Here is a 23,320-nt window from a genome sequence, read left to right as displayed (position 1 = left end):
GGGTCCGGAAACACAATATGAGTCCCAAGCAAGACGGTGCGGCGGCGCAAGCCCCCGCACCCGCCGGCGATGCCCCCGCCGCGCGCGCCGCATGGCTGCGCGCGGAAATCGATCGCCACAATTACCGGTATTACGTGCTCGACGAACCGTCGATTCCCGATGCGGACTACGACGCGCTGTACCGCGAGCTGCAGGCCATCGAGGCCGCGCATCCCGAGCTGCTGACGCCCGACTCGCCCACCCAGCGCGTGGGCGGCCAGGCGCTGCCGGCCTTCACCACGGTGCGCCACGTCGTGCCGATGCTGTCGATCCGCACCGAGACCGACACCGAGAGCACCGGCGCCGAAGCCTTCGACGCGCGCGTGCGCCGCGAGCTCGGCCTGGGCGAGGACGGCGCGCCGGTGGAATACATGGCCGAGCTCAAGTTCGACGGCCTCGCGCTGAGCCTGCGCTACGAAAACGGCCTGCTGGTGCAGGCCGCCACGCGCGGCGACGGCACCAACGGCGAGGACGTCACCGCCAACGTCAGGACCATCAAGAGCATCCCGATGCGGCTCAAGGGCGCCGCGCCGCCGGTGCTGGAGGTGCGCGGCGAGGCCTACATGCGCCGCGACGATTTCGACCGCCTCAACGCGCGCCAGCGCGAGGCCGGCGAGAAGATCTTCGTCAACCCGCGCAACACCGCCGCCGGCGCGATCCGCCAGCTCGATTCGGCCATCGCCGCGCAGCGTCCGCTGCGCTTCTTCGCCTACGGGCTGGGCGAGACCGCGGGCTGGGACATTCCGCCCACGCACAGCGGCATGCTCGACGCGCTCGAAGCGTTCGGCCTGCCGGTCAACAAGGACCGCCGCGTGGTGCGGGGCGCCGAGGGGCTGGTGGCCTTCCACCGCGAGATCGGCGAGCGCCGCGAGGCTCTGCCGTTCGACATCGACGGCGTGGTCTACAAGGTCAACCGGCTCGACCTGCAGCGCCGGCTCGGCTTCGTCTCGCGCGAGCCGCGCTGGGCGGTGGCGCACAAGTACCCGGCGCAGGAGCGCACCACCACCGTGCTCGGCATCGACGTGCAGGTCGGCCGCACCGGCGCCATCACGCCGGTGGCGCGGCTGGCGCCGGTGTTCGTCGGCGGCGCGATGGTGTCCAACGTCACGCTGCACAACCAGGACGAGATCGAGCGCCTGGGCGTGCTGATCGGCGACACCGTGATCGTGCGGCGCGCCGGCGACGTGATTCCCGAAGTGGTGGCGGTGGTCGCGGAGCAGCGCCCGCCCGGATTCGATCCGCTCGCGGCGGAGCTGCCCGAGCCGTACCGCCGCTTCGTCATGCCGGACAAATGCCCGGTGTGCCAGTCGCACGTGGTGCGCGAGGAAGGCGAGGCGGTGGCGCGCTGCACCGGCGGGCTGACCTGCAAGGCGCAGCGCAAGGAGTCGATCCGGCATTTCGCCGCGCGCCGCGCGATGGACATCGAAGGGCTGGGCGAGCGCCACATCGACAACCTCGTCGAGTTCGAGCGCATCGCCAGCGTGGCCGACCTGTACCGCCTGACGCGCGACGACTTCCTCGACGTCAAGCGCCTGGCCGACGAGCGCGACGACGTGGTGCCCGAGACCGTGGCGCAGGGCAAGATCGCCACCAAGTGGGCCGACAACATCCTCGAAGGCATCGCCGCCAGCAAGGAGCGGCCGCTGGCGCGCTTCCTGTTCGCGCTCGGCGCGCGCCACGTCGGCGAGTCCACCGCCAAGACCCTGGCCGACTGGCTGGGCCGGCTGGCCTGGGTGCGGCGCGCGCCGCTGCCGCTGCTGCGCGTGCTGCCGGACGTGGGCGAGGTGGTGGCCGAGTCGATCTACGAATTCTTCAAGGAGCCGCGCAACGAGACGGTCATCGACGACCTGCTGCGCTACGGCGTGGTGCCGGTCGAAGGCGGCCGCCCGCTGCCGGCGCTGGCCGACAAGCTCACGCTGCCGGTCTTGCTGGCGGCGCTGGGCGTGCCCAAGCTCACGGCGCTGCGCGCCGAGCAGCTCGCGCAGGACCTCGACAGCCTGGACCAGCTCGCCGACGCCAGCGCCGAATGGCTGGCCGAGCGCAAGCTGCCGGCCGACGCGCTGGCCTCGCTGCAGGAATTCCTCGGGCGCGAAGGCGCGCGCGGGCAGCTGCGCGATCTCTCGGCGCTGCGCGCCGAACTGCTGGCCGAACTGCCCGCGCCCGACGAGGTCGCGCAATCGCCGCTGGCCGGCAAGACCTTCGTGCTGACCGGCTCGCTGCCGACGCTGTCGCGCGACGAGGCCAAGGACAAGCTGGAAGCCGCCGGCGCCAAGGTGGCCGGCTCGGTGTCGAAGAAGACCGATTACGTGGTGGCCGGCGCCGAAGCCGGCAGCAAGCTGGAGAAAGCGCTCGCGCTCGGCGTCACGGTGCTCGACGAGGCCGCGATGCTGGCGCTGCTCGCCGGCGCCGCCAACGAAGCAGAACCCAACGGAGAACAATCATGATCCGCGACATCCTCAAGATGGGCGATCCGCGGCTGCTGCAGGTGGCGCGGCCCGTCACGCGCTTCAACACGCCCGAGCTGCGCACGCTGATCGACGACATGTTCGACACGATGGACCACGCCAACGGCGCCGGCCTCGCCGCGCCGCAGATCGGCGTGGACCTGCAGGTGGTGATCTTCGGCTTCGACCGCAACCCGCGCTATCCCGACGCGCCGACGGTGCCCAAGACGGTGCTGATCAACCCGGTGCTGACGCCGCTCGGCGACGAGCAGGAAGAAGGCTGGGAAGGCTGCCTGTCCGTGCCCGGCCTGCGCGGCGTGGTGCCGCGCTTCACGCGGCTGAAATACACCGGCTTCGACATGATGGGCGCGCCCATCGAGCGCGTGGCCGAGGATTTCCACGCGCGCGTGGTGCAGCACGAATGCGATCACCTGCAGGGGATCCTGTACCCGATGCGGGTGAAGGACTTCACGCGGTTCGGCTTCACCGAAGTGCTGTTTCCCGAGCTGCCGCCGAACAGCGACGACTGAGCGGAAAACCCGCTGCCCGCGGGGGCGCTCTGCATTCCCCGCAAACCTTCGTCAGCCGCGGGTTTGCTCCCCTCTCCCGCGAAGTGTGAGAGGGGCCGGGGGGAGAGGGCGGGCGCTTGCGAATGCCGCCGTGCCGGAAAAACCGTCGGCTCCGTTTCTCGCCCCGGAGACCGCGAAAAGCCAGGCCCCGCCGCATTTCCATATCTGTTGAATATGGAAATGCAATTTTCCATATATTTTACCTGCGCCCCGCGCGGTGCTACCGTCTCGCTCCACATCCCGGGCCATTTCAACCGGGAGCCTAGGAGGAGACAAGATGAAGACCGTTCGTTGCGGCCGCGCATTGGCGTGGCCGGTATTGGCTGCCGCGCTGTCGGCCAGCCTGCTGCTCGGCGGCTGCGGCGGGGACGATGCCGCCAGCGCCGGCCCGGCCGTGCCGGGCGGCACGGCGGGCAACGGCTCGCCTGCCACGCCGGTGGATCCCGGCTCGCCCTCGCTGTCGCCGCAGGATGCCTGCACGGCGCTGGCCAGCGCCACGCTGCCGGCTTCCGCGCTGGCGCTGTCCAATGGCGGCGTGCAGGTGGCCTCGGCCACGCTGATCGCCGCCGATGCCGCCGGCAACACGCTGGGCGAGTACTGCGCGGTGCGCGGCCAGATCCGGCCCGTGGACGCCAGCGCGCCCAGCATCAACTTCGCGCTCAACCTGCCCACGGCCTGGAACGGCAAGGCCATCCAGTTCGGCGGCGGCGGCTTCGACGGCAAGCTGATCGACGGCACCGAGACCGTGCGCTTCGCGCTGCCGGACGACCCGGCGCCGCTGGCGCGCGGCTACGCCACCTGGGGCGACGATTCCGGCCACCAGAGCGGCAGCATCACCGACGGCACCTTCGCCGCCAATGACGAGGCGCTGGCCAACTACGGCGGCGACACCCTCAAGAAGACCCACGACGCCGCGCTCGCGCTGCTCAGGCAGCGTTACGGCCGCGCGCCGGACCGCGCGTATTTCCTCGGCACCTCCACCGGCGGGCGCGACGCGCTGAGCTACATCCAGCGCTGGCCGGCCGACTACGACGGCGTGATCGCCAACGAGCCGGCGCTCAACTACACCGGCACGCGCCTGTCGAACGTGGCGGTGGGCCGCGCGCTCTACCTCAACGGCGGCGCCGGCTGGCTCAACATCAACAAGACGCTGCTGGTGCAGAGCGCGGCGATGGCCGCCTGCGACCGGCTCGACGGCGCGGCCGACCAGGTGGTCAGCAACGTGGAAGGCTGCCGCGTGGGCGCCATGCAGGTGCTGGCCGGCCTGCGCTGCCCGGGCGGCACCGATGCCGGCGACACCTGTCTGTCCGATGCGCAGATCGACACCGTCAAGACCATCGAGAACCCGCTGCAGTTGAGCTACCCGATCGCCAACGGCGTCACCGTGGCGGGCGGCTACAACCTGCTCGAAGGCGCGCTGGTGGCGGGGCCGTTCACCACGCGCGACCTCGGCACGCGGGCGGTGCCGGGCAATCCGGCCACCACGGCGGACGCCAACGTCTACCTGACCGGCGACCAGTGGGTGAAGTATTTCGTCACGCGCGTGGCCAGCTTCGACTCGCTCACCTTCGACCCCGCCAGCCCGGGCGCCTACACCGCGCGCGTGCAGCAGGTCTCGGCGCTGACCGACGCCACCAACCCGGACCTGTCCGGCTTCCTCGGCCACGGCGGCCGGCTGATCCTGCTGCACGGCCTGGCCGACGAGGTGATCAGCCCCAACTCCACCATCGCGTGGTTCCAGGCCGTGACCGGGCGCGTGGGGCAGGCCGCGGTGGACCAGGGCATGCGCTTCTACACCGTGCCCGGCATGGGCCACGGCACCGGCAGCTTCCTGCCGGCGTGGAACTCGCTGACCGCGCTGGAGAACTGGGTGGAGCAGGGCGTGGCGCCGGGCACCCGCACGGTGATGGACACCAACGCGCAGACCTATGGCCGCGCGCGGCCGCTGTGCCAGTACCCCTCGTGGCCCAAGTACAAGGGCTCGGGCAGCCTCGACGCCGCCATCAACTACAGTTGCGCCGGCAGCAGCGGGCCGCCGCAGTCGTGCCTGAACCTGCCTGCGGCCGCGACCAGCTACAAGGGCGGCAACATGCTCGGCGAGGAACTGACGGTGCGCCTGGACCCGGCCACGCTGAACTACACCGTGACCATCGACGCCAGCCTGCAGCGCGCCGGCGGCACCGCGCGCAGCGGCACGCTGGTGGCGCAGGGCGGCTGCACCTTCTCCAGCGGCGAGAACGGGGCCTTGTTCACGCTGACCGGCGGCGGCGTGATGCTGGGCGGCGTGGCCAACGCCACCGGCGCGGGCTTCGCGCCGCTGCTGGCCTTCGAGAACGTCAGCAGCGACTACAAGGCGGTGGCCGACATCTACAACGTCAACGGCATCCAGTACGCGGTGGCGGGCGGCGCGGCCAGCGTGGTGAACGGCTCGGCGCGGCTGCGCTCGTCGGCGGCGACGTGGCAGACCTGCGCGGACCCCGTCACCGGCGGCTTCATCACCTACGACGCGGGCTGCACCGCGACCACCAAGGGCTATATCGCCTGGAACAGCGCGCGCAATGCCTTCGACTACTTCGTCGGCGGCTCGCCCACCGCGGGCGGCGGCACGCTGAGCGGCTCGCTGATCAGCGGCATGGTCAACGGCAAGCCGGTGCCGCTGGTGCTGACGCGCTCGGCCACGGCCTACGGCATGCACTTCTACGCGCCGCAGCCGGCCACGCTGCCGCTGGCCGCGGGCGCCGCGGACGGCGCCTACCGCGTCAGCGTGAGCGACGGCACGCAGCTCAACGCCGACCTCGCGGGCCTGGCCATCACGCGCGGCAGCGCCAGCGGCACGCTGACCTACAACCAGCCGGTGCTGGGCGTGATCGGCGCGGCCGGCGCGGTGAGCGGGGCGTACACGGTGAGCGGCGGGGTGCTGTCCGGCACCGGCACCGGCAGTTTCGAGCTGGGCTTGCTGTACTGAGCCGGGCGCGCGCCGCGGGCTTCAGGCGGCGCCCGCGGCCGGCTTGCCGCGGCGGCGGTAGCGCGCCGCGGTGCGGTGGGTCAGCGCGACCAGCGCGGCGCAGGCGGGATTGTCGTCGTTCTCGCGGTAGACCAGCGTGAGCGGGGCGCGCAGGCGGTCGGTTTCCTGCATCGGCAGGTAGGCCACGCCGTGCGGGTTGAGGCCGGCCATCGAGGCCGGCACCACGCTCACGCCGGCGCCGGCCGCCACCAGATTGAGGTTGCTCAGCATGCGCTCGACCTCCACGCCGATGCGCGGCGTGAAGCCGAGCTGCTCGCACACGTTGAGCAGGTCGCCGTACATGCCCGGCGCGCCGGGCCGGCGCACCAGGATGAAATCGTCGCCGGCCAGCGCGCGCAGCGAGACCGGCCCCTGCGCCGCCGCGCCGCGCTGGCGCAGCAGCGGATGATCCAGCGGCAGCGCGATCACCATTTCTTCTTCCAGCAGCAGATCGAAGCGCAGCCCGGCGGGCCGTTCCACCGGCGCGCGCAGCAGCGCCACGTCCAGGTTGCCCGAGGCCAGCTGCTCGGTGACTTCGGCGGCATTGCTCTCGCCCAGCTTGAGCGCGATGCCGGGGTGCTGGCGGCGGCAGGCGCGCAGCACCTCGGGCGTGAGCTTGTGGGCGGCGGCCGAGCTGGTGAAGCCGACCGAGAGCGAGCCTTCCTCGCCGCGCGCCATGCGCTGCATGCGCTGGCGGGCCTGCTCCAGGCGCGCGAAGATGTCGAGCACGTCGGCGCGCAGCGCGCGGCCGGCGGCGGTCAGCGCCACGCCGCGCGGCTGGCGCTCGAACAGGATCACGCCCAGCTCGGTTTCCAGCGCCTTGAGCTGCTGCGACAGCGGCGGCTGCTGGATGCCGAGCTGCTCCGCGGCGCGCGTGATGTGGCCGGTTTCGGCCACCGTGAGGAAATAGCGGAGGTGTCTCAGTTCCATTGCCGGGTCCGGTGGTTCTTGCGCCATGACATATTCATGAAATATGCCGTAGCGAGAAAGCATATATTTTACATTCGGTGGCGGCCGGCTTAGCATGATTCGGTGCGCTTTTGCGAACAAAGGTCCGCAAGGACGGAAAGCGGCGGAAAGGTCGGAAAGCGGGCGCCCGTGCGCCGCTGCATCGGGAGACAGGACATGAAGAGATTGCGTCGCGCGCTGTGCGCATTGGGCCTGCTGGCCGCCGCCGCCCAGTTCGGCTGCGCCGCGCCCGGGCCGGGCGGCGCCACCGTGGCCTCCGCGGCATCCGCGGCAGCGGACGTGGAAGAGACCGAGGGCCCGGTCGACAAGGCCGCCGCGGCCGCCGTGCACTGGCAGCGCGTGCGGCTCGGCAGCGGGGCGCGGGCCTACGATTTCCCGGTCTACGCCAACCATGCGCTGGACGGCGACCTGCGCCGCATCCGCGAGGTCGTCTTCGTGCAGCACGGCTTGCAGCGCAACGGCGACGATTATTTCGTGGCCGGCGCGGCGCTGCTCAGGCAGACCGGGCGCAACCCCGACGAAGTGCTGCTGCTGGCGCCCAACTTCCCCGGCACGCCCGACCGCGACAAGGGCTTCGGCAACATGCCGGTGTGGAGCGTGCAGGGCTGGATGAGCGGCGAGAATGCCGTCGGCGGGCCGGTCCCGGTCAGTTCGCTGCAGGTGCTGGACGACCTCGTCGGGCTGGTCACGGACAAGTCTCGCCTGCCCGCCGTGACGCGCGTCACGGTGGCCGGGCACTCGGGCGGCGGCCAGCTGGTGCACCGCTACGCGGTGCTCAACAATGTCGACGAGCGCATCCGCGCGTCTGGCATCGACCTGCGCTACGTGGTGGCCAACCCGTCGTCGTATCTCTATTTCACGCCCGAGCGCCCGAGCGGCAGCGGCTTCGCGCCGTATGACACCGCCGTCTGCGCGGACTACGACAAATACCGCTACGGCATGCGCGACATCGTGCCCTACGCGCAGGGCGCCACCGGCGACGCACTGTTCCGCCGCTACCGGCAGCGCCAGGTGACTTACCTGGTCGGCGCGGACGACAACGATCCCAACCACCGCGTGCTCGACAAGGCCTGCGGCGCCGAGGCCGAGGGGCCGACGCGCCTGGCGCGCGCGCGCGGCTACCTGCGCTACGAAGCCTGGCTGGGCGCGAGGCCGGGCGGCCCGGCGGCGCCGGCGCATCACCAGGCGTTCGAGGTGATCGGCGTGGGCCACAACCAGAGCCGCATGCTCGGCTCGCAGTGCGGGGCCAGGGCCGTGTTCGGGCTGGCGGAGTCGGCCAATGCCGGGGGCGCGGCCTGCCGCGCGCCGCGGCTGTAGCGCGTCTCCGGCCGCCTGATTTTCTGGCCGCCGGGTTTGCCCGGGCGGCCAGGACGGCCGCGCGGTGCTAGCATGACGCCTCGTGCCGTCCCGATGTCCGGTGCCGGCCGCACTTTTCCGTCGCCGTCATGCCTTTCTCCTGGGGCCCGGGCGCTGGCGATCCGCCGCCGCGCACCTGCCCGTCCCGCTTTTCCCCGTTTCCCGCCTCGCTGCCGCCGGCCGACGCCGCGCGGCGGCGCCAGCTTGGCGCGCTGGCCGGCCTGTCGGCGGCCGCCGCGCTGGGCCTGTACCGCGCTCCCGCCCATGCCGCCGAGCCGGCTTGCCGGCTGCTGGTCGGCTATGGCGCCGGCGGCGGCGCCGACCACGTGGCGCGGCTGGTGGCCGACGCCCTCAGCCAGGACGGCAGCCTCACCGTGGTGGAGAACCGTCCCGGCGCGGCCGGGCAGATCGCGCTGCACGAGGCGGCCCGCGCGAGCGCCGCGCGGCCCACGCTGCTGCTCGGCACGGTGGGCTCGGTCAGCATCGCGCCGCTGCTGGCGCAGGCCCAGCCACTGTCCTTGATGCCGCTGGCCATCATCGCCAGCACCCCGCACGTGCTGCTGTCCTCGGCCTCGGCGCCGGCCATGCACCTGCCCGCCTTGCTGGAGGACGCGCGCAGGCACCCCGGCGAGATCGGCTACGCCTCGCTCGGCATCGGCTCGAGCGCGCACCTGGTCGGCGAACTGCTGTGCCGCCAGGCGGGCGTGCAGATGACGCACATCCCGTATCCGGGCAGCGCCCGCGCCATGACCGACCTGCAGGGCGGCTACGTGCCGGTGCTGGTCAGCACGCTGCAGGCCTCGCTGCCGCTGATGCGCCAGGGCCGGCTGCGCGCGCTGGCCGTGACCGGCACGCGGCGCAGCGCGCTGGCGCCGCAGGTGGCGACGTTCGGGGAGTTCGGCATTGCCGGCATGGCGCAGCAGGCCTGGTATGGCGTGCTGGCGCCGTCCAGCTGGACGGCGCCGCAGCGCACGGCGCTGGTCGAGCGGCTCGGCCGCGTGCTGGCGGCGCCCGCGCTGCACGAGCGCCTGCACGCGGATGGCGCCGAGCCGGTCGCGCTGACCGGCATGGCCGCGCAGGACTACCTGGCCGGGCAGCGCGAGGTGTGGCAGCAGGCCGTGGCGCTGGTCGGCGCGCGGCTGGGCTGAAGATGCGTTGACGGCCCGTCCGGTTCCGGGGGGGCGTTTCAAGATGAAGCGGTCCTGGCTGGGGCGGAGCAGGGAACTCGGATCGCATCGCGATCCGCCTGCGCAGCGGTGCGCGCGGCAGTACAGGCAGTACTTGCCGTGCCACGCAACGACGCCAGGATCTTTTCTTGAAACGACTTCTTATGCCGATCCCGCGGGCCGTGGCGGGCGCCGGGCATCAGCGCGCAAGCCATTGCGCCTTGTCGCCGCCGAGCCGGGGCGTCGTGCCGAACCAGCGGGGCGGGGTTTCGGACATGCGGATCACCGGCCCCAGGCTCTTCAGATCGCCCCAGCAGGTACTGTCGTCGCATACCGAGAGCGCTTCGAATTCCTCGCGCGACAGGCGGCCCGGCGCATGGTCGAAATGCTGCAGGAGTCCCTGCCGTTGCAACAGCATGGCGGACTGGCACAGCGACACCTGCACCCGATAGGTTCCGCCTTCCCGGGCACGGCGCGCCAGCGCGATCATCGCGCCGAACGTGCCGAGGAAGCCGGTGAGGAAGTCGCACATGAAGACCGGTGTCAGCCTGGGCTGCCCGGCCCCGGTGGCGATGCCCTGGGTGTGGCAGATGCCGGTCACTGCCTGGGCCACCTGGTCCCAGCCCGCGCGGTCGGCAAACGGGCCGCCGGAGCCGTAGCAGTTGACGCTGACGTGCACGAGTCCGGGACGCAGCCGCGCCAGTTCGTCGACGCCGAAGCCGTGGGCTTCGAGCCGGCGCGGCCGATAACCGTCGATGAAAACGTCGGCTTCCCGCACCAGTTCCCGCAGCCGCCGGGCCTCGTCGGCGCGGTCGAAGTCGAGGAAGCAACTGCGCTTGCCGTGGCTGGTGTCGCGCACGAAGGCCGGCACCTGGGGCAGCGATGGCGCCGTGACCATCAGCACGTCGGCGCCGTGCTCGGCCATGCCGAGGCCGGCCGTCGGGCCGGCCAGGATGCGCGTCAGGTCCAGCACCCGGATGCCCGAGGCCGGCTGGCTGCCGGCCGGCAGCGGCTGCGGGGCGCCGTCCGCCAGCTTGGTGATCTCCACGACCGGGCGCGATGCCAGGTAGGCCCCGTGCGGGTGTGCCAGCCATTCCTGCGGCGTGCGGATCTTGCCGGCGCAAGCCAGCGCTCGCGCGATGGCGTCCTCCAGTTCGTCCGAGTTCCAGCGGCCCACGCCCGCGGCGACCGACGCCGGGGTGCTCTCGCAGTCCAGCACGTCCAGCACGCGCCGCTCCAGATGGGGCAGGTTGGTGTGCGGCAAGACCCAGCGGCCATCGGCGGCGCGCCAGGGTTGCGTGAGCGAGATCATGTGCCTGAGTTCCGGCGACGAGGGTATCGGCTGATAGCGGCCTTGCGCATCGCGCCTGAGCGTCATGTCGCCCCCGGCCAGCGAGGTTGCGGCGGCGGCCCGCACGTCCACGCCGATGGACTGGCGCCGGCCGGTCCGGAGTTCCCACAGGTCGTTGGCGGCCACCGCGCGGGCCGCCAGGACGTCGGCGGACGTTGCGCCGATGCGGAACGGGGACTGGAACAGCGGATCTTCTCCGGTGATCGTCACCTCCCCTTGTGTCAGCGGTTGTCCGGCGCGAATGGCCATGAGTTCCGCGAAGGCGCCCGTGCGCCCGTTTCCGCTGTCGATGTCTGCATTGCTCATGCTGTGTGTTCCTTCTTTTTTCAGTTTGCGGTTCGAGCCGTCATGCACGTCCAGGCAGGGCTGGTCCCGATGCAGTCGATGGCTGTCGGCCATCCTTCCTGCGCAGGAAGGATGGCGGGTTCGGAAGCCTGCCGGCGGCGGGCGCTTCAGGCCGCGGCTTCAAGCCGTTGCCGCACCGGACGCTGCGTCGCCAGGGAAGCGATGACGCATGCCGCGAAGGCAAGCGGTACGGTGATCAGTGCCGGCGGGTCGATGGGAAAGGCCGGCTGCGCGTGGCCCAATACCTTCACCCACACGGACGGCCCGAGGATGGTGAGCAGCAGCGACGACGCCAGGCCGATACCGCCGCCCACGACTGCGCCGGCCGAGGTCATCTTCTTCCAGTAGATGGCCAGGATCAGCACCGGGAATGTCGAAGAGCACGCAATCGAGAACGCGAGACTGATCATGTAGGCCACGTTCTGGTTGCGGAAAGCGATGCCGAGCAGGATCGCCAGCGCGCCGAGCACGACGCTTGCCACCCGCACGATCCGGATCTCGTCCGGCGAGTCGGAGCCCGGCTTCCTGAACAGCGCGCCGTAGATGTCGTGGCTGATCGCGCAGGCGCCGGAAAGCGTGAGCCCGGCGACGACGGCCAGAATCGTGGCGAAGGCGATGGCCGACACCGCCCCGAACATGATGTCGCCCCCGAGCAGGTGCGACAGGTGGAGTGCTGCGGTGTTGCCCCCGCCGATCAGCGCACCCTTCGCATCCAGATATTCAGGATGCTGGCGCAGCAGCGCCAGTGCCCCGAAACCGATGATGAACATCATGGCGTAGAAGCTGTTCATGAACACGGTGGCCCACAACACCGAACTGCGCGCCGCCCTGGCATCGGGCACGGTGAAGAAGCGCATGAGAACATGCGGAAGTCCCGCTGTGCCCAGCATCAGCGCGATGCCCAGCGAGAGGCCGGAGACGGGGTCCCGCGCCAGGGCCTGCGGGATCAGGATGCCGTCCTTGCCCGGATGCACGGCGACGGACTTCTGCAACAGTTCGCTCATGCTGAAGCCGAACCGGGACATCACGAGCACGCAGATCATCACGCCGACGCTGAGCATCAGCACGGCCTTGACGATCTGTACCCAGGTGGTGGCCATCATTCCGCCGAACACGACATACATGACCATCAGCACGCCGACCAGGAGGATGGCGTAGGTATAGTCGATGCCGAACAGCAACTGCACGAGTTGCCCCGCGCCGACCATCTGCGCGATGAGATAAAAGGCGACGATGATCAGCGAGGCGCAGGCCGAGAAGACCCGTACCGCATTGCCGCTGAGCCTGGCGCAGACCACATCGGTGAAGGTGTATTTGCCGAGCTTGCGCAGCTTGCCGGCCATCAGGAAGACCACGATGGGCAAGCCGGTGGTGTAGCCGATCGCGTAGACCAGGCCGTCGAAGCCGCTGGAAAAAACCAGGCCGGTCAGGCCCAGCAAGGCGCCGGCGGAGAGCGCGTCGCCGGTGATGGCCAGCCCGTTCTGGAACCCGGAGATGCGGCCGCCGGCGGCATAGAAATCGCTGGCCGACTTCGTCTGCCTTGCCGCCCACCAGGTGATGCCAAGGGTCATGGCAATGACTGCCACGAACAGGGCGAGCGAAGTGATGCTGGCCGTGCCCACGGAGGAGGATTGCGCTGCCACGGCACGGGTCGCGGCGGCGGCGAGAAATATCGCGAGTATTCGCTTTTTCATTTTTTCTCTCCGCTCGCGCTCGCATCGATGCGCCGGACGTAGATGACCGTCAGCAGGGTGCCGCAGGCGATCACCAGCAGCCCGGCGACGAACGACGCGGGCAGGCCGGTCCCGGGCACGGTCGCCCGCAGCGAATCCGCGGCAAAACAACTCGTCAGGAGAAAGGTGAAATAGACGAGCACCTGCAATGCCGTCAATGACAGGCTGAAACCCAGGGGCTCCTCAGCCTCGGCCGCGGCAAGATTGTCCATATGAAGACCTCCATAGATACAACAGTGGCTAGATCGGGAACGCAGATCCGGAACGCCGGTCCCGGGAGGCAATCCGGCATTCGCGGCACGCGATGCCGTTGCCCGGCAGGTCCGTCCTTCCGTACCTGACGTTGACCGACATCATGGGCAAGGTCCCGGGGTTCGGAGAAACGGTTAAATTCGATGGAAGCGATCTGCCAAAGAGATGACACGCAACCGTGCGCAAGCAGGAACCAAGATGGGGCGCGTCAAGGCAGCTGCGGGCACTTGCGCACCAAAAGCGAAGCCGCGCGTCGCGCGGCGTTCGGCCATCCGCGCGGCAGCCTGTACGGCGAAGGGCCGGCCGGCCCTGGAAGAAAGAATTGGCATGCCGTTTGCTTCCCATCTCCGAAACAGTCTTCGCTCGAAGCCTCGCAATCTGTTTGAGGAATGCCGGACCATGGAAGTCAACGACCTGATCACGTTCGCCACGGTTGCGCGCCATGCGAGCATTACGCGCGCGGCCAGGGAGCTGCACACGGTTCAGTCCAACGTCACGAACCGGGTCAAGAGTCTCGAGGAAGAGGTGGGGCTGCCGCTGTTCGAGCGGCACAGCCGCGGTGTCGCGCTGACCAGTGCCGGCATGCGGCTCCTGCCGTATGCGGCACGCGCCGTGGCGTTGCTTCAGGAAGCGACGAAGGCCGCGCGCGACGACGGCGAGGCGCGGGGACGCCTGGCCATTGGCACGATGGAAACCACCGTGGCGGTCCGCCTGCCCGAAGTGCTGGCGGCCTATCACGCGAAATGTCCCGCCGTGGAACTCGAAGTGTGGACCGGCCCGACCGCCGAACTGGTCCGCAAGGTGCTGGACAACGAAGTAGAGGGCGCCTTCGTCGCCGGTCCGATCGACCACCCGTTACTGGCGGCGGAGCAGGCCTACGAGGAGAAGCTGGTGCTGGTGACGTCGCGGCGCTGCCGCGGCTTATCCGACCTTCACGATGAGTCGGTCCCGTTGACGGCACTCATGTTCAGGATGGGCTGCTCCTATCGGCAGCGCCTCGAACAACTGCTCGCGCAGCTTGGCAGGCCGAGCTATCAGCGCCTTGAATTCGGAACGCTGGAAGGGATACTCGGATGCGTGGGGGCCGATGTCGGCATCACGGTCCTTCCCCTCAGCGTGGTCGAGAAATCGTCGCTAAGGGAGCGGCTCGCGGTGCATGAGATCGCCCCGGAGATCGCCAGGGCTCCGACGCTGTTCATCCGGCGCAAGAGCGTTCATGAATCGACCGCGATGCGGCTGTTCCGGGCGTGCTTCGCCGAGGCTGCCGATGCGACCGAGGCTGCCGATGCGACCGATTCCGCCGGGTGCCGCGCGGCCGGCGAACCCGCTTTTCCGGACCTCGGGCTGGCGCCCGACGAGGACCGGGGCCCGAGGCCGGCAGGTCCGCCGGCGGACATCCTGCTGCCGGCATACCCGCTGCGTGGCGCCGATGCGGTTGCCGGCGCGGCGCAGGACCAGGCGGCATACGTATAAGCCGCCTCGCCGGCAGCCGCCGCCATCGGGTTCAGGCCGCGCGGCTCAGAACTTCTCGAACGGGCCGAGGAAGCGCCACTGGCCGACCGGCAGGTCGCCCAGCACGATGCGGCCCATGCGCACGCGCTTGAGGCCGACCACCTTGAGCCCGACCTGCTCGCACATGCGGCGGATCTGGCGTTTCTTGCCTTCGCGCAGCACGAAGCGCAGCTGCTCCTCGTTCTGCCAGCTCACCTTGGCCGGCTTGAGCGCCTCGCCGTCGAGCGACAGGCCGTGGCGCAGCTTCTCGATCAGCTCGGCGGGGAAGAGGTTCGAGATATTGCGCTCGACCAGGCCCTGCGGCGATTCCCACTGCACGCGCACCAGGTATTCCTTCTCCACGGTGGAGTCTTCGCCGATCAGGTGGCGCGCCACGCGGCCGTCCTGGGTCAGCACCAGCAGGCCGGTGGAGTCGATGTCGAGCCGGCCGGCGGGGGCCAGGCTCTTGCGCTGCCACGGCGCGAAGCGCTTGCGGGTGGGGTCCTGCTCCCACTGGTTCTCGGGCGCGAACAGCACCGCGGCCGGCTCGTAGCCGTCCTCGGCCTGGCCCGACACATAGCCTACCGGCTTGTGCAGCAGCACGGTCACGCGCTCGCCCTGCTCGGAGCGCGCGGCCTGGTGGATCTCGATATTGGCGTCCGGGCCGACGCGCGAGCCGAGCTCGGTCACGGGCTGGCCGTCGACCAGCACCCAGCCGCGCGGAATCCATTCGTCGGCTTCGCGGCGCGAGCACAGGCCCAGTTCCGACATGCGCTTGGACAGCCGCACCAAGCCGTCGGCGCCGTCTTCGGCGCGCGGCGCCTGCGGCGCGGGCGCGGGGCGCTCGGCGCGCACCGGACGCTCGGTCTGCGGCGCGCGTTCCGGCCGGCCGCCGCGGTAGTCGCGCTGGCCGCCGTCGTGCGGGCGGCGCGGGCGGTCATTGTTCTCGCCGGGGGCGAAACGGCGCGGCCGGTCCTGGCCTTCGCCCGGAGCAAAACGGCGCGGCCGGTCGTCGCCCTCGCGCGGGCCAAAGTTGCGCTGGCGGTTGTCGCCTTCGCCGCCGAAGCGGCGCGGCCGGTCCTGGCCTTCGCCGGGACCAAAACGGCGCGGACGGTCGTCGCCCTCGCGCGGGCCGAAGCCGCGCTGGCGGTTGTCGCCTTCGCCGCCGAAGCGGCGCGGGCGGTCCTGGCCTTCGCCGGGGCCAAAGCGGCGCGGCCGGTCGTCGCCCTCGCGCGGGCCGAAGCCGCGCTGGCGATTGTCGCCTTCGCCGCCGAAGCGGCGCGGGCGGTCCTGGCCTTCGCCGGGGCCAAAGCGGCGCGGACGGTCGTCGCCTTCGCGCGGGCCAAAGTTGCGCTGGCGGTTGTCGCCTTCGCCACCAAAGCGGCGCGGGCGGTCCTGGCTGTCGCCGGTGCGCGGGCCGCGCGCGGGGCGCTGCGCGCCGTCCTCGGGTTTCCTGCGCGCGCCGCCGGCGCGCTCCTGGGCCTGCTTGATGCCGTCGACCACGGCGCGCACGCGCTGGCGGTTCAGGTCGGACACCCGCACCGGCCGGGTGGGCTTGCGGGTGTTGCCGGCGGGCGCGGTCTTGATGCCCAGCGTCTTGCGCTTGGGCGAAGTGTCATCGGTCATATCTTCAATGCGGGGCGTCCGGCCTAGATGGCCAGCGCCGCCAGCAGGTCCTGTTCAAGCTGTAGCTGCAATTTGTTGTCCGAGGCGAGGCGGCTGCCGTCGACCAGGAAAACGTCTTCCACCCGCTCGCCGAGCGTGTTGATGCGGGCGGTATGCACCGAGATGCGGTGCTTGGCCAGTACGCGCGAGATCGCGTACAGCAGGCCGGTGCGGTCGTTGGCCGAGAGCGACAGCAGGTAGTACTGGCCGCGCTCGTCGGGGCGCAGGTCCACGCGCGGCTTGATCGGGAAGCTGCGCGACTGGCGCGACAGTCGCCCTTGCGAGGGTTCCGGCAGCGGCGCGTTCGGGCGCAGGCGCTCGGCCAGCTCGTGCTCGACCAGCGCGATGATGTCGCGGTAGTTGCCGCTGGCCGCGCTGCCGATGCCGGGGTCGGTGACCTGGAAGGTGTCGAGCGCGTAGCCGTGGCGGGTGGTGTGGATCTTGGCTTCCTGGATGGAGAAGCTCTTGCGTTCGAAGTAGCCGCAGATGCGCGTGAACACGTCGGGCTGGTCCTTGACGTAGACCGCCACCTGCATGCCTTCGCCGGCGGCGGACACGCGCGCCTTGACCACCGGGGCGTCGCCGTCGACCTTGTCGTAGAGGTGGCGCGTGAGCCAGGCGATGTCGCGCGCGTCGTGGCGCAGGAAGAAGGCCACGTCGAGCTGGGCCCACAGCGGTTTGCCCAGCTCGGGGTCGAAGGCCTTCAGGCGCAGTTGCGCGATGGTGTCTTCCTTGCGCTGCGACCACAGCGAGTGCGGGTCGACGCGGGCGCCGCCGAGCACGCGCAGCGTGATGCGGTAGAGGTCTTCGAGCAGCTTGCCCTTCCACGCGTTCCACACCTTGGGGCTGGTGCCGCGGATGTCGGCCACGGTCAGCAGGTAGAGCGCGGTCAGGTAGCGCTCGCTGCCGACCACGCGGGCGAAGGCGTGGATCACGTCCGGGTCGGTCAGGTCCTGCTTCTGCGCCACGTGGCTCATGGTCAGGTGGTGCTCGACCAGCCAGGCGATCAGGTCGGTGTCCTCGCGCGCGATGCCGTGCTGCTTGCAGAAGCGGCGCGCGTCGGTGGTGCCGAGCTTGGAGTGGTCGCCGCCGCGGCCCTTGGCGATGTCGTGGAACAGCGCCGCCACCCACAGCACCCAGGGGCGGTCGAAGGTGGCCATCAGCCGGCTGCAGAACGGGAACTCGTGCGTGTGCTCGACCACGGCGAAGCGCCGCATGTTGCGCACCACCATGAGGATGTGCTGGTCCACCGTGTAGACGTGGAACAGGTCGTGCTGCATCTGGCCGACGATGCGGCGGAAATTGCTCAGGTAGCGGCCCAGCACGCTGGTCTGGTTCATCAGGCGCAGCGCGTGCGTGATGCCCTGCGGCTCCTGCACGATGGCCAGGAACAGGCGGCGGTTCTCGGGGTCGTTGCGCCAGTGCGCGTCCATCACCGTGCGCGCGTTGTACAGGCCGCGCAGCGTGCGCGGCGACAGGCCCTTGACGCCGGGCGTGCGCTCGTACACCAGGAAGGTTTCGAGGATGGCGTGCGGCTCGCGCTCGTAGAGGTCGTCGCTGGTGATCTCCAGCATGCCCTGGCGTTCCACGAAGCGCTCGTTGATGACGCGCGTCACCTTGGATTCGCTGGGGAACAGCATCGCCTCGATGTTGAGCAGCAGCACGCTGTTGAGCTGGGTGACCGCCTTGGCCGCCCAGTAGTAGCGCCGCATCAGCTGCTCGCTGGCGCGCTTGTTGTTGTTCTGGCGGTAGCCGAACGATTCGGCCAGCGCGGTCTGCAGGTCGAACACCAGCACGTCCTGGCGGCGCCCGGCCACCAGGTGCAGGCGCGCGCGGATGGTCTTGAGCAGGCGCTCGTTGCGCTGCAGTTCCTGCGCCTCGCGCTCGCTCAGCAGGCCGCGCTCGAACAGCTCCTTCCAGCTGTCGCCGAAGCCGGCCGCCTTGGTCATCCACAGGATCACCTGCAGGTCGCGCAGGCCGCCCGGGCTTTCCTTGCTGTTGGGCTCGAGCGCGTAGGGCGTGTCCTGGTACTTGGCGTGGCGCTGGCGCATTTCCAGCAGCTTGGCCTGGAAGAACGCGCGCGGGTCGAGGTCGGCCTGGTAGCGCGTCTGCAACTCGGCGAACAGCTTGCGGTTGCCGGTCAGCAGGCGCGCCTCGAGCAGCGAGGTCTGGATGGTGACGTCCTGGCGCGACTCGCGGATGCAGTCGTCCACGGTGCGCACGGCCGAGCCGATCTCCAGCCCGAGGTCCCAGCACAGGCCGATGAATTTCTCCAGCCGGCGCGCGGTGTCGTCGTCGGGCTCGGCCGGCAGCAGCAGCAGCACGTCCACGTCCGAGTACGGGAACAGCTCGCCGCGCCCGTAGCCGCCCACGGCCACCAGCGCGCACTGCGCCGGCAGGGCCAGCCCGCGCCAGGCCTCGACCAGCGCGGCGTCCACCGCGCGCCGCAGGCGCGTGAGCAGGTGGCCGACGTGGCCGTGCGCGCTGAAGTCGTCGAACACGGCCTGCTTGCCGGCTTTCAGCTGATCGCGAACACGGGTGGCGAGGATGAGTTCCGGCGTGGCGTCCATGACTTGGGCTTGGGACATCGAAAGGGCGATGGGTTGCTGGGGAGCGACGAAGAAACGGCGAAACGATGAAGCGGCGAAACAGCGAAACAGCGAAGCGGCGGCTGAAACAAGAAGGGCGCCAACTTGGCGCCCGGGGTAGCGTCAGGCTGCGACGGAATCGGTGACGAAGGCCGGCGGCGCCTGCGTGCCCGCCGAGACGGTGAGCACGTCGTAGCCAGTCTCCGTCACCAGGATGGTGTGCTCCCACTGCGCGGACAGGCTGCGGTCGCGCGTCTTGACGGTCCAGTGGTCGGGCATGGTGCGGATCTCGCGCTTGCCGGCGTTGACCATCGGCTCGATCGTGAAGATCATGCCGGGCTGGATCTCCATGCCGGTGCCGGGGCGGCCGTAGTGCAGCACCTGTGGGTCTTCGTGGAAGTTCTTGCCAATGCCGTGGCCGCAGTATTCGCGCACCACGCTGTAGCCGGCGCCTTCCGCGTGGACCTGGATCACGTGGCCGATGTCGCCGAGGTGGGCGCCGGGGCGCACCTGCATGATGCCCTTCCACATGCATTCGAACGTGACCTGGGCCAGGCGCTTGGCCAGGATCGAGCCTTCGCCGACGATGAACATGCGGCTGGTGTCGCCGTAGTAGCCTTCCTTGGTGATGACGGTGATGTCCAGGTTGATCGCGTCGCCGGACTTCAGCACGCGCTCGCCCGGGATGCCGTGGCAGATCACGTCGTTGACCGAGGTGCAGATCGCGCCGGGGAAGGGCGGGTAGCCGGGCGGGGCGTAGTTCAGCGGCGCCGGCACGGTGCCCTGCACGTCGCGCATGTAGACGTGGCACAGCCGGTCGATCTCGCCGGTGGTGATGCCGGGCTTGACGAAGGGCGTGATGTAGTCGAGGACCTCGGAGGCCAGCCGGCACGCTACCCGCATCTGGGCGATATCGTCGGCGTTCTTGATATGGATGCTCATGCTGCTCGCAAAAGTGGCGGCGAAGCCACTGGCTGCGCCTCAAGTCGAATCTGAAAGACGGGATTATCGCACCATCGCGCCCCTGCCGCAGCCAAAATGGGCCGCCGGGGCGCCCCGGCCGGGCCTGGCGGGCGCGGGGGCGGGGCGCATGCCGGACGCATTGGCCCGGCACCGCCACCGTGCCGTCACAGTACCGGCCCCCTTGAGCGAAGTCCGGTTTTGTTGCTACAATCTTGGGCTGGCTTTCTCATGACCGCCTTCGGGCGTGGCGATGCCGTCGTTTGCAGTCGTTCTGCTCGCGCCGGGTATTGTCGGATGCAATGTCAAATGCATGTCGAATGTGCGTTCGGCGCTGCATCGGGAAGCCAGAGATCGTGAAATCGCGAGTCCGTCCATCCGGGGTGTTCCTGTTGAGGAATGTCGGGGCGGACTTCAGACCTAACCCTTTTGGAGAATTTTCATGTCCGTTACCATGCGCGAAATGCTGGAAGCCGGTTGCCACTTCGGCCACCAGACCCGCTTCTGGAACCCCAAGATGGCACCGTTCATCTTCGGCCATCGCAACAAGATCCACATCATCAACCTCGAAAAGACGTTGCCGATGTTCCAGGACGCGCTGAAGTACGTGCGTCAGCTGGCAGCCAACCGCGGCACCGTGCTGTTCGTGGGCACCAAGCGCCAGTCGCGCGAAATCCTCGCTGAAGAAGCCGGCCGCGCCGGCATGCCCTACGTCGATGCCCGCTGGCTCGGCGGCATGCTGACCAACTTCAAGACCGTCAAGATCTCGATCAAGCGCCTCAAGGACATGGAAGCCGCCAAGGAAGCCGGCGCGCTGGAAACCATGAGCAAGAAGGAAGCGCTGATGTTCGAGCGCGAAATGGACAAGCTGCAGAAGTCCATCGGCGGCATCAAGGACATGGGCGGCGTGCCTGACGCCATCTTCGTGGTGGACGTCGGCTACCACAAGATCGCCGTGACCGAAGCCAACAAGCTGGGCATCCCCGTGATCGGCGTGGTCGACACCAACCACTCGCCCGAAGGCATCGACTACGTGATCCCCGGCAACGACGACTCGAGCAAGGCCGTGGCCCTGTACGTGCGCGGCGTGGCCGACGCGATCCTGGAAGGCCGCGCCAACGCGGTGCAGGACGTGGTTGAAGCCGCCCGCGGCGGCGACGAATTCGTCGAAGTCGAAGAAGCCTGAAGCCCGCTGCCGAAAGGACCCCGCGCGCAAGAGTAGCCGACCATCATCGCTAGCCGACCGGCCCGGAGCCGGTTCTGCGCGCAGCCGGGGCTTTCCGGCACACAAGGGGGCGGAAGTTACGCCCCCTTTTTTTGAATTGTTGTCATCCGCCGCAGGCATGATCCGTCGCGGGTGAAGTTTGAGCATACCGCCGGCCGGGGCCCGCCAGACCCAGCGGGGCAGGCCGGTGCGAACCATTCAAGGAGTGACAAATGGCGGCAATTACCGCAAGCATGGTGGCAGAACTGCGCGCGAAGACCGACGCGCCGATGATGGAATGCAAGAAGGCCCTGACCGAGGCCGACGGCAACCTGGAAAAGGCTGAAGAACTGCTGCGCGTCAAGCTCGGCAACAAGGCCAGCAAGGCCGCTTCGCGCGTGACCGCCGAAGGCGTGGTGGTGTCCTTCATCGACGGCACCACCGGCGCGCTGGTCGAACTGAACTGCGAAACCGACTTCGTGTCGAAGAACGACGACTTCCTGGCCTTCTCGGCCAAGGTCGCCGAGCTGGTCGCCAAGCAGAACCCGGCCGACGTGGCCGCCCTGTCGGCGCTGGAAATCGACGGCGTGTCGGTGGAAGCCACCCGCACCGCGCTGATCGGCAAGATCGGCGAGAACCTGGCGATCCGCCGCTTCGCCCGCTATGCCAACGGCGGCAAGCTGGCCGCCTACCTGCACGGCACCCGCATCGGCGTGATGGTCGAGTTCGACGGCGACGAAGTGGCCGCCAAGGACGTGGCCATGCACGTGGCGGCGATGAAGCCGGTGTCGCTGTCGTCGGCCGACGTGCCCGCCGAGCTGATCGCCAAGGAGCGCAGCATCGCCGAGCAGAAGGCCGCCGAATCGGGCAAGCCGGCCGAGATCGTCGCCAAGATGGTGGACGGCTCGGTGCAGAAGTACCTGAAGGAAGTGTCGCTGCTGAACCAGACCTTCGTGAAGAACGACAAGCAGACCGTTGAGCAGATGCTCAAGGCCGCCAACACCGCGGTCAAGGGCTTCACCCTGTACGTGGTCGGCGAAGGCATCGAGAAGAAGCAGGACGATTTCGCCGCCGAAGTGGCCGCCCAGGTGGCAGCCGCCCAGAAGGGCTGAAGTCCGGGCGGTCCGCCCCGTCCGCGCCACGGTGCGGCAGGGCACGAAAGGGCCGCCGTATAATGCCGAGGGGCACCGCGAGGTGCCCCTCGGCACAAATGACGGCCGCGGCGCGCGCACTGGCGCGGGCGGCGGCCGCCACGGTTGGTTTTCATAGCCTGTTTCCGCAGTCGTCTGGCCTGCCATGCCGCAGCCAGGCTACCCCGAAAACCGGCTTTCCTGGCGGCGGCGCGCCGGTTGGCGCCGTCCGCCTGCATCAAGTCTGCATCCAAAATATCCGGCTCGACAGAACGAGCCGGACCAGCTCCGGGAATCCCTATGCCTGCCTATAAGCGCGTCCTACTGAAATTGTCCGGCGAGGCCCTGATGGGCGACGATGCCTTCGGCATCAACCGCTCCACCATCGAAGGCATGGTCAACGACATTGCCGAGATCGTGAAGCTCGGCGTGCAGGTCGCGGTGGTGATCGGCGGCGGCAACATCTTCCGCGGCGTGGCCGGCGGGGCGGCGGGCATGGACCGCGCCACGGCCGACTACATGGGCATGCTGGCCACCATGATGAACGCGCTGGCGCTGCAGGACGCCATGCGCCACGCCAACATCGAAGGCCGCGTGCAGTCCGCGCTGCGCATGGACCAGGTGGTCGAGCCCTATATCCGCCCGCGCGCCATCCGCCAGCTCGAGGAGGGCAAGGTGGTGATCTTCGCCGCGGGCACCGGCAACCCGTTCTTCACCACCGACACCGCCGCGGCGCTGCGCGGCGCCGAGATCGGCGCCGAGATCGTGCTCAAGGCGACCAAGGTGGACGGCGTCTACACCGCCGACCCCAAGAAAGACCCGAGCGCCACGCGCTACACCACGATTTCCTTCGACGAGGCCATCTCGCGCAACCTGCAGGTGATGGACGCCACCGCGTTCGCCCTGTGCCGCGACCAGAAGCTGCCGATCAAGGTGTTCTCGATCGTCAAGCCGGGCGCGCTCAGGAGCGTCATCCTGGGCGAGGACGAAGGCACGCTGGTGCACGTGTAAAAGGCTGCCCGGCGCCGCGGGCAGGGCGCTACCCCGCGGGGTA

General features: G+C 69.6%; 15 protein-coding genes and 1 pseudogene. 9 read left to right on the top strand and 7 right to left on the bottom strand.

Features of this window, described 5'->3' with window-relative positions; translation table 11 throughout:
* Positions 1-17 precede the first annotated feature (17 nt).
* The 3 genes from ligA (at position 18) to ACWTPI_RS11005 (ending at position 6,017) form a co-directional block, all read left to right on the top strand.
* The gene (ligA, locus tag ACWTPI_RS11015) at positions 18-2,483 is read left to right on the top strand and encodes an NAD-dependent DNA ligase LigA (RefSeq protein WP_454731681.1); all 2,466 of its coding nucleotides are present in this window, start codon (positions 18-20) and stop codon (positions 2,481-2,483) included.
* Positions 2,480-3,013, top strand: coding sequence for a peptide deformylase (gene def, locus ACWTPI_RS11010; RefSeq protein ID WP_020204559.1), 534 nt, complete (start codon positions 2,480-2,482; stop codon positions 3,011-3,013). Before ligA ends, def begins: the two co-directional genes overlap by 4 nt.
* A gap of 316 nt (positions 3,014-3,329) precedes the next feature.
* Positions 3,330-6,017: a tannase/feruloyl esterase family alpha/beta hydrolase gene (locus tag ACWTPI_RS11005; protein WP_454731680.1), complete on the top strand. Its 2,688-nt coding sequence runs from the start codon at positions 3,330-3,332 to the stop codon at positions 6,015-6,017.
* Between the two features lie 21 nt (positions 6,018-6,038).
* Here the strand turns inward: ACWTPI_RS11005 and ACWTPI_RS11000 are convergent, their stop codons facing one another.
* Positions 6,039-6,986 carry a LysR family transcriptional regulator gene (locus ACWTPI_RS11000; RefSeq protein WP_020204557.1) on the bottom strand — a complete coding sequence of 316 codons (948 nt, stop codon included), beginning with the start codon at positions 6,984-6,986 and terminating at the stop codon, positions 6,039-6,041.
* Positions 6,987-7,181: 195 nt separating this feature from the next.
* Here ACWTPI_RS11000 and ACWTPI_RS10995 point away from each other — a divergent pair, with 195 nt between their 5' ends.
* Positions 7,182-8,342 (top strand): hypothetical protein, encoded by a 1,161-nt coding sequence (locus tag ACWTPI_RS10995; RefSeq protein ID WP_454731679.1) that lies wholly within the window; start codon positions 7,182-7,184, stop codon positions 8,340-8,342.
* A gap of 128 nt (positions 8,343-8,470) precedes the next feature.
* Positions 8,471-9,529, top strand: coding sequence for a Bug family tripartite tricarboxylate transporter substrate binding protein (locus ACWTPI_RS10990; RefSeq protein ID WP_020204555.1), 1,059 nt, complete (start codon positions 8,471-8,473; stop codon positions 9,527-9,529).
* Between the two features lie 217 nt (positions 9,530-9,746).
* Here ACWTPI_RS10990 and ACWTPI_RS10985 read toward each other — a convergent pair whose 3' ends face one another.
* From ACWTPI_RS10985 to ACWTPI_RS10975, 3 genes are read right to left on the bottom strand one after another with little or no spacing between them, the layout of a single operon-like run.
* Positions 9,747-11,297, bottom strand: a complete 1,551-nt coding sequence (locus tag ACWTPI_RS10985; RefSeq protein WP_196812908.1) for a CoA transferase — start codon at positions 11,295-11,297, stop codon at positions 9,747-9,749.
* A 53-nt stretch (positions 11,298-11,350) separates the two neighbouring features.
* Complete coding sequence (locus tag ACWTPI_RS10980) at positions 11,351-12,937, bottom strand: sodium:solute symporter family transporter (protein ID WP_043366978.1); 1,587 nt, start codon at positions 12,935-12,937, stop codon at positions 11,351-11,353.
* Complete coding sequence (locus ACWTPI_RS10975; protein ID WP_454731678.1) at positions 12,934-13,188, bottom strand: DUF485 domain-containing protein; 255 nt, start codon at positions 13,186-13,188, stop codon at positions 12,934-12,936. The genes ACWTPI_RS10980 and ACWTPI_RS10975 overlap by 4 nt, the downstream gene beginning before the upstream one ends.
* Before the next feature lie 439 nt (positions 13,189-13,627).
* Here ACWTPI_RS10975 and ACWTPI_RS10970 point away from each other — a divergent pair, with 439 nt between their 5' ends.
* Positions 13,628-14,701 carry a LysR family transcriptional regulator gene (locus tag ACWTPI_RS10970; protein WP_454731677.1) on the top strand — a complete coding sequence of 358 codons (1,074 nt, stop codon included), beginning with the start codon at positions 13,628-13,630 and terminating at the stop codon, positions 14,699-14,701.
* Positions 14,702-14,746: 45 nt separating this feature from the next.
* Here the strand turns inward: ACWTPI_RS10970 and ACWTPI_RS10965 are convergent, their stop codons facing one another.
* The 3 genes and pseudogenes from ACWTPI_RS10965 to map all read right to left on the bottom strand — a co-directional run.
* Positions 14,747-16,345: a pseudouridine synthase gene (locus ACWTPI_RS10965; RefSeq protein WP_454731676.1), complete on the bottom strand. Its 1,599-nt coding sequence runs from the start codon at positions 16,343-16,345 to the stop codon at positions 14,747-14,749.
* 23 nt (positions 16,346-16,368) lie between these two features.
* Positions 16,369-18,954: a [protein-PII] uridylyltransferase gene (locus ACWTPI_RS10960; RefSeq protein WP_020203949.1), complete on the bottom strand. Its 2,586-nt coding sequence runs from the start codon at positions 18,952-18,954 to the stop codon at positions 16,369-16,371.
* Positions 18,955-19,095: 141 nt separating this feature from the next.
* Positions 19,096-19,917 (bottom strand): annotated as a pseudogene (map, locus tag ACWTPI_RS10955) (type I methionyl aminopeptidase); the annotation flags it as partial.
* Between the two features lie 457 nt (positions 19,918-20,374).
* Here map and rpsB point away from each other — a divergent pair.
* The 3 genes from rpsB (at position 20,375) to pyrH (ending at position 23,277) form a co-directional block, all read left to right on the top strand.
* Entirely contained in the window at positions 20,375-21,118 is a 744-nt protein-coding gene (gene rpsB, locus ACWTPI_RS10950; RefSeq protein WP_020203946.1) for a 30S ribosomal protein S2, read from the top strand.
* 251 nt (positions 21,119-21,369) lie between these two features.
* Positions 21,370-22,248: a translation elongation factor Ts gene (gene tsf, locus ACWTPI_RS10945; protein ID WP_059412815.1), complete on the top strand. Its 879-nt coding sequence runs from the start codon at positions 21,370-21,372 to the stop codon at positions 22,246-22,248.
* Positions 22,249-22,566: 318 nt separating this feature from the next.
* Positions 22,567-23,277, top strand: a complete 711-nt coding sequence (pyrH, locus tag ACWTPI_RS10940) for a UMP kinase (RefSeq protein ID WP_029043808.1) — start codon at positions 22,567-22,569, stop codon at positions 23,275-23,277.
* Positions 23,278-23,320 lie beyond the last annotated feature (43 nt).

The sequence above is a fragment of the Cupriavidus ulmosensis genome, from assembly GCF_977008105.1.
Note: the sequence above shows the minus strand (reverse complement) of the source record. Positions and strands in the feature narration are given on the sequence as shown.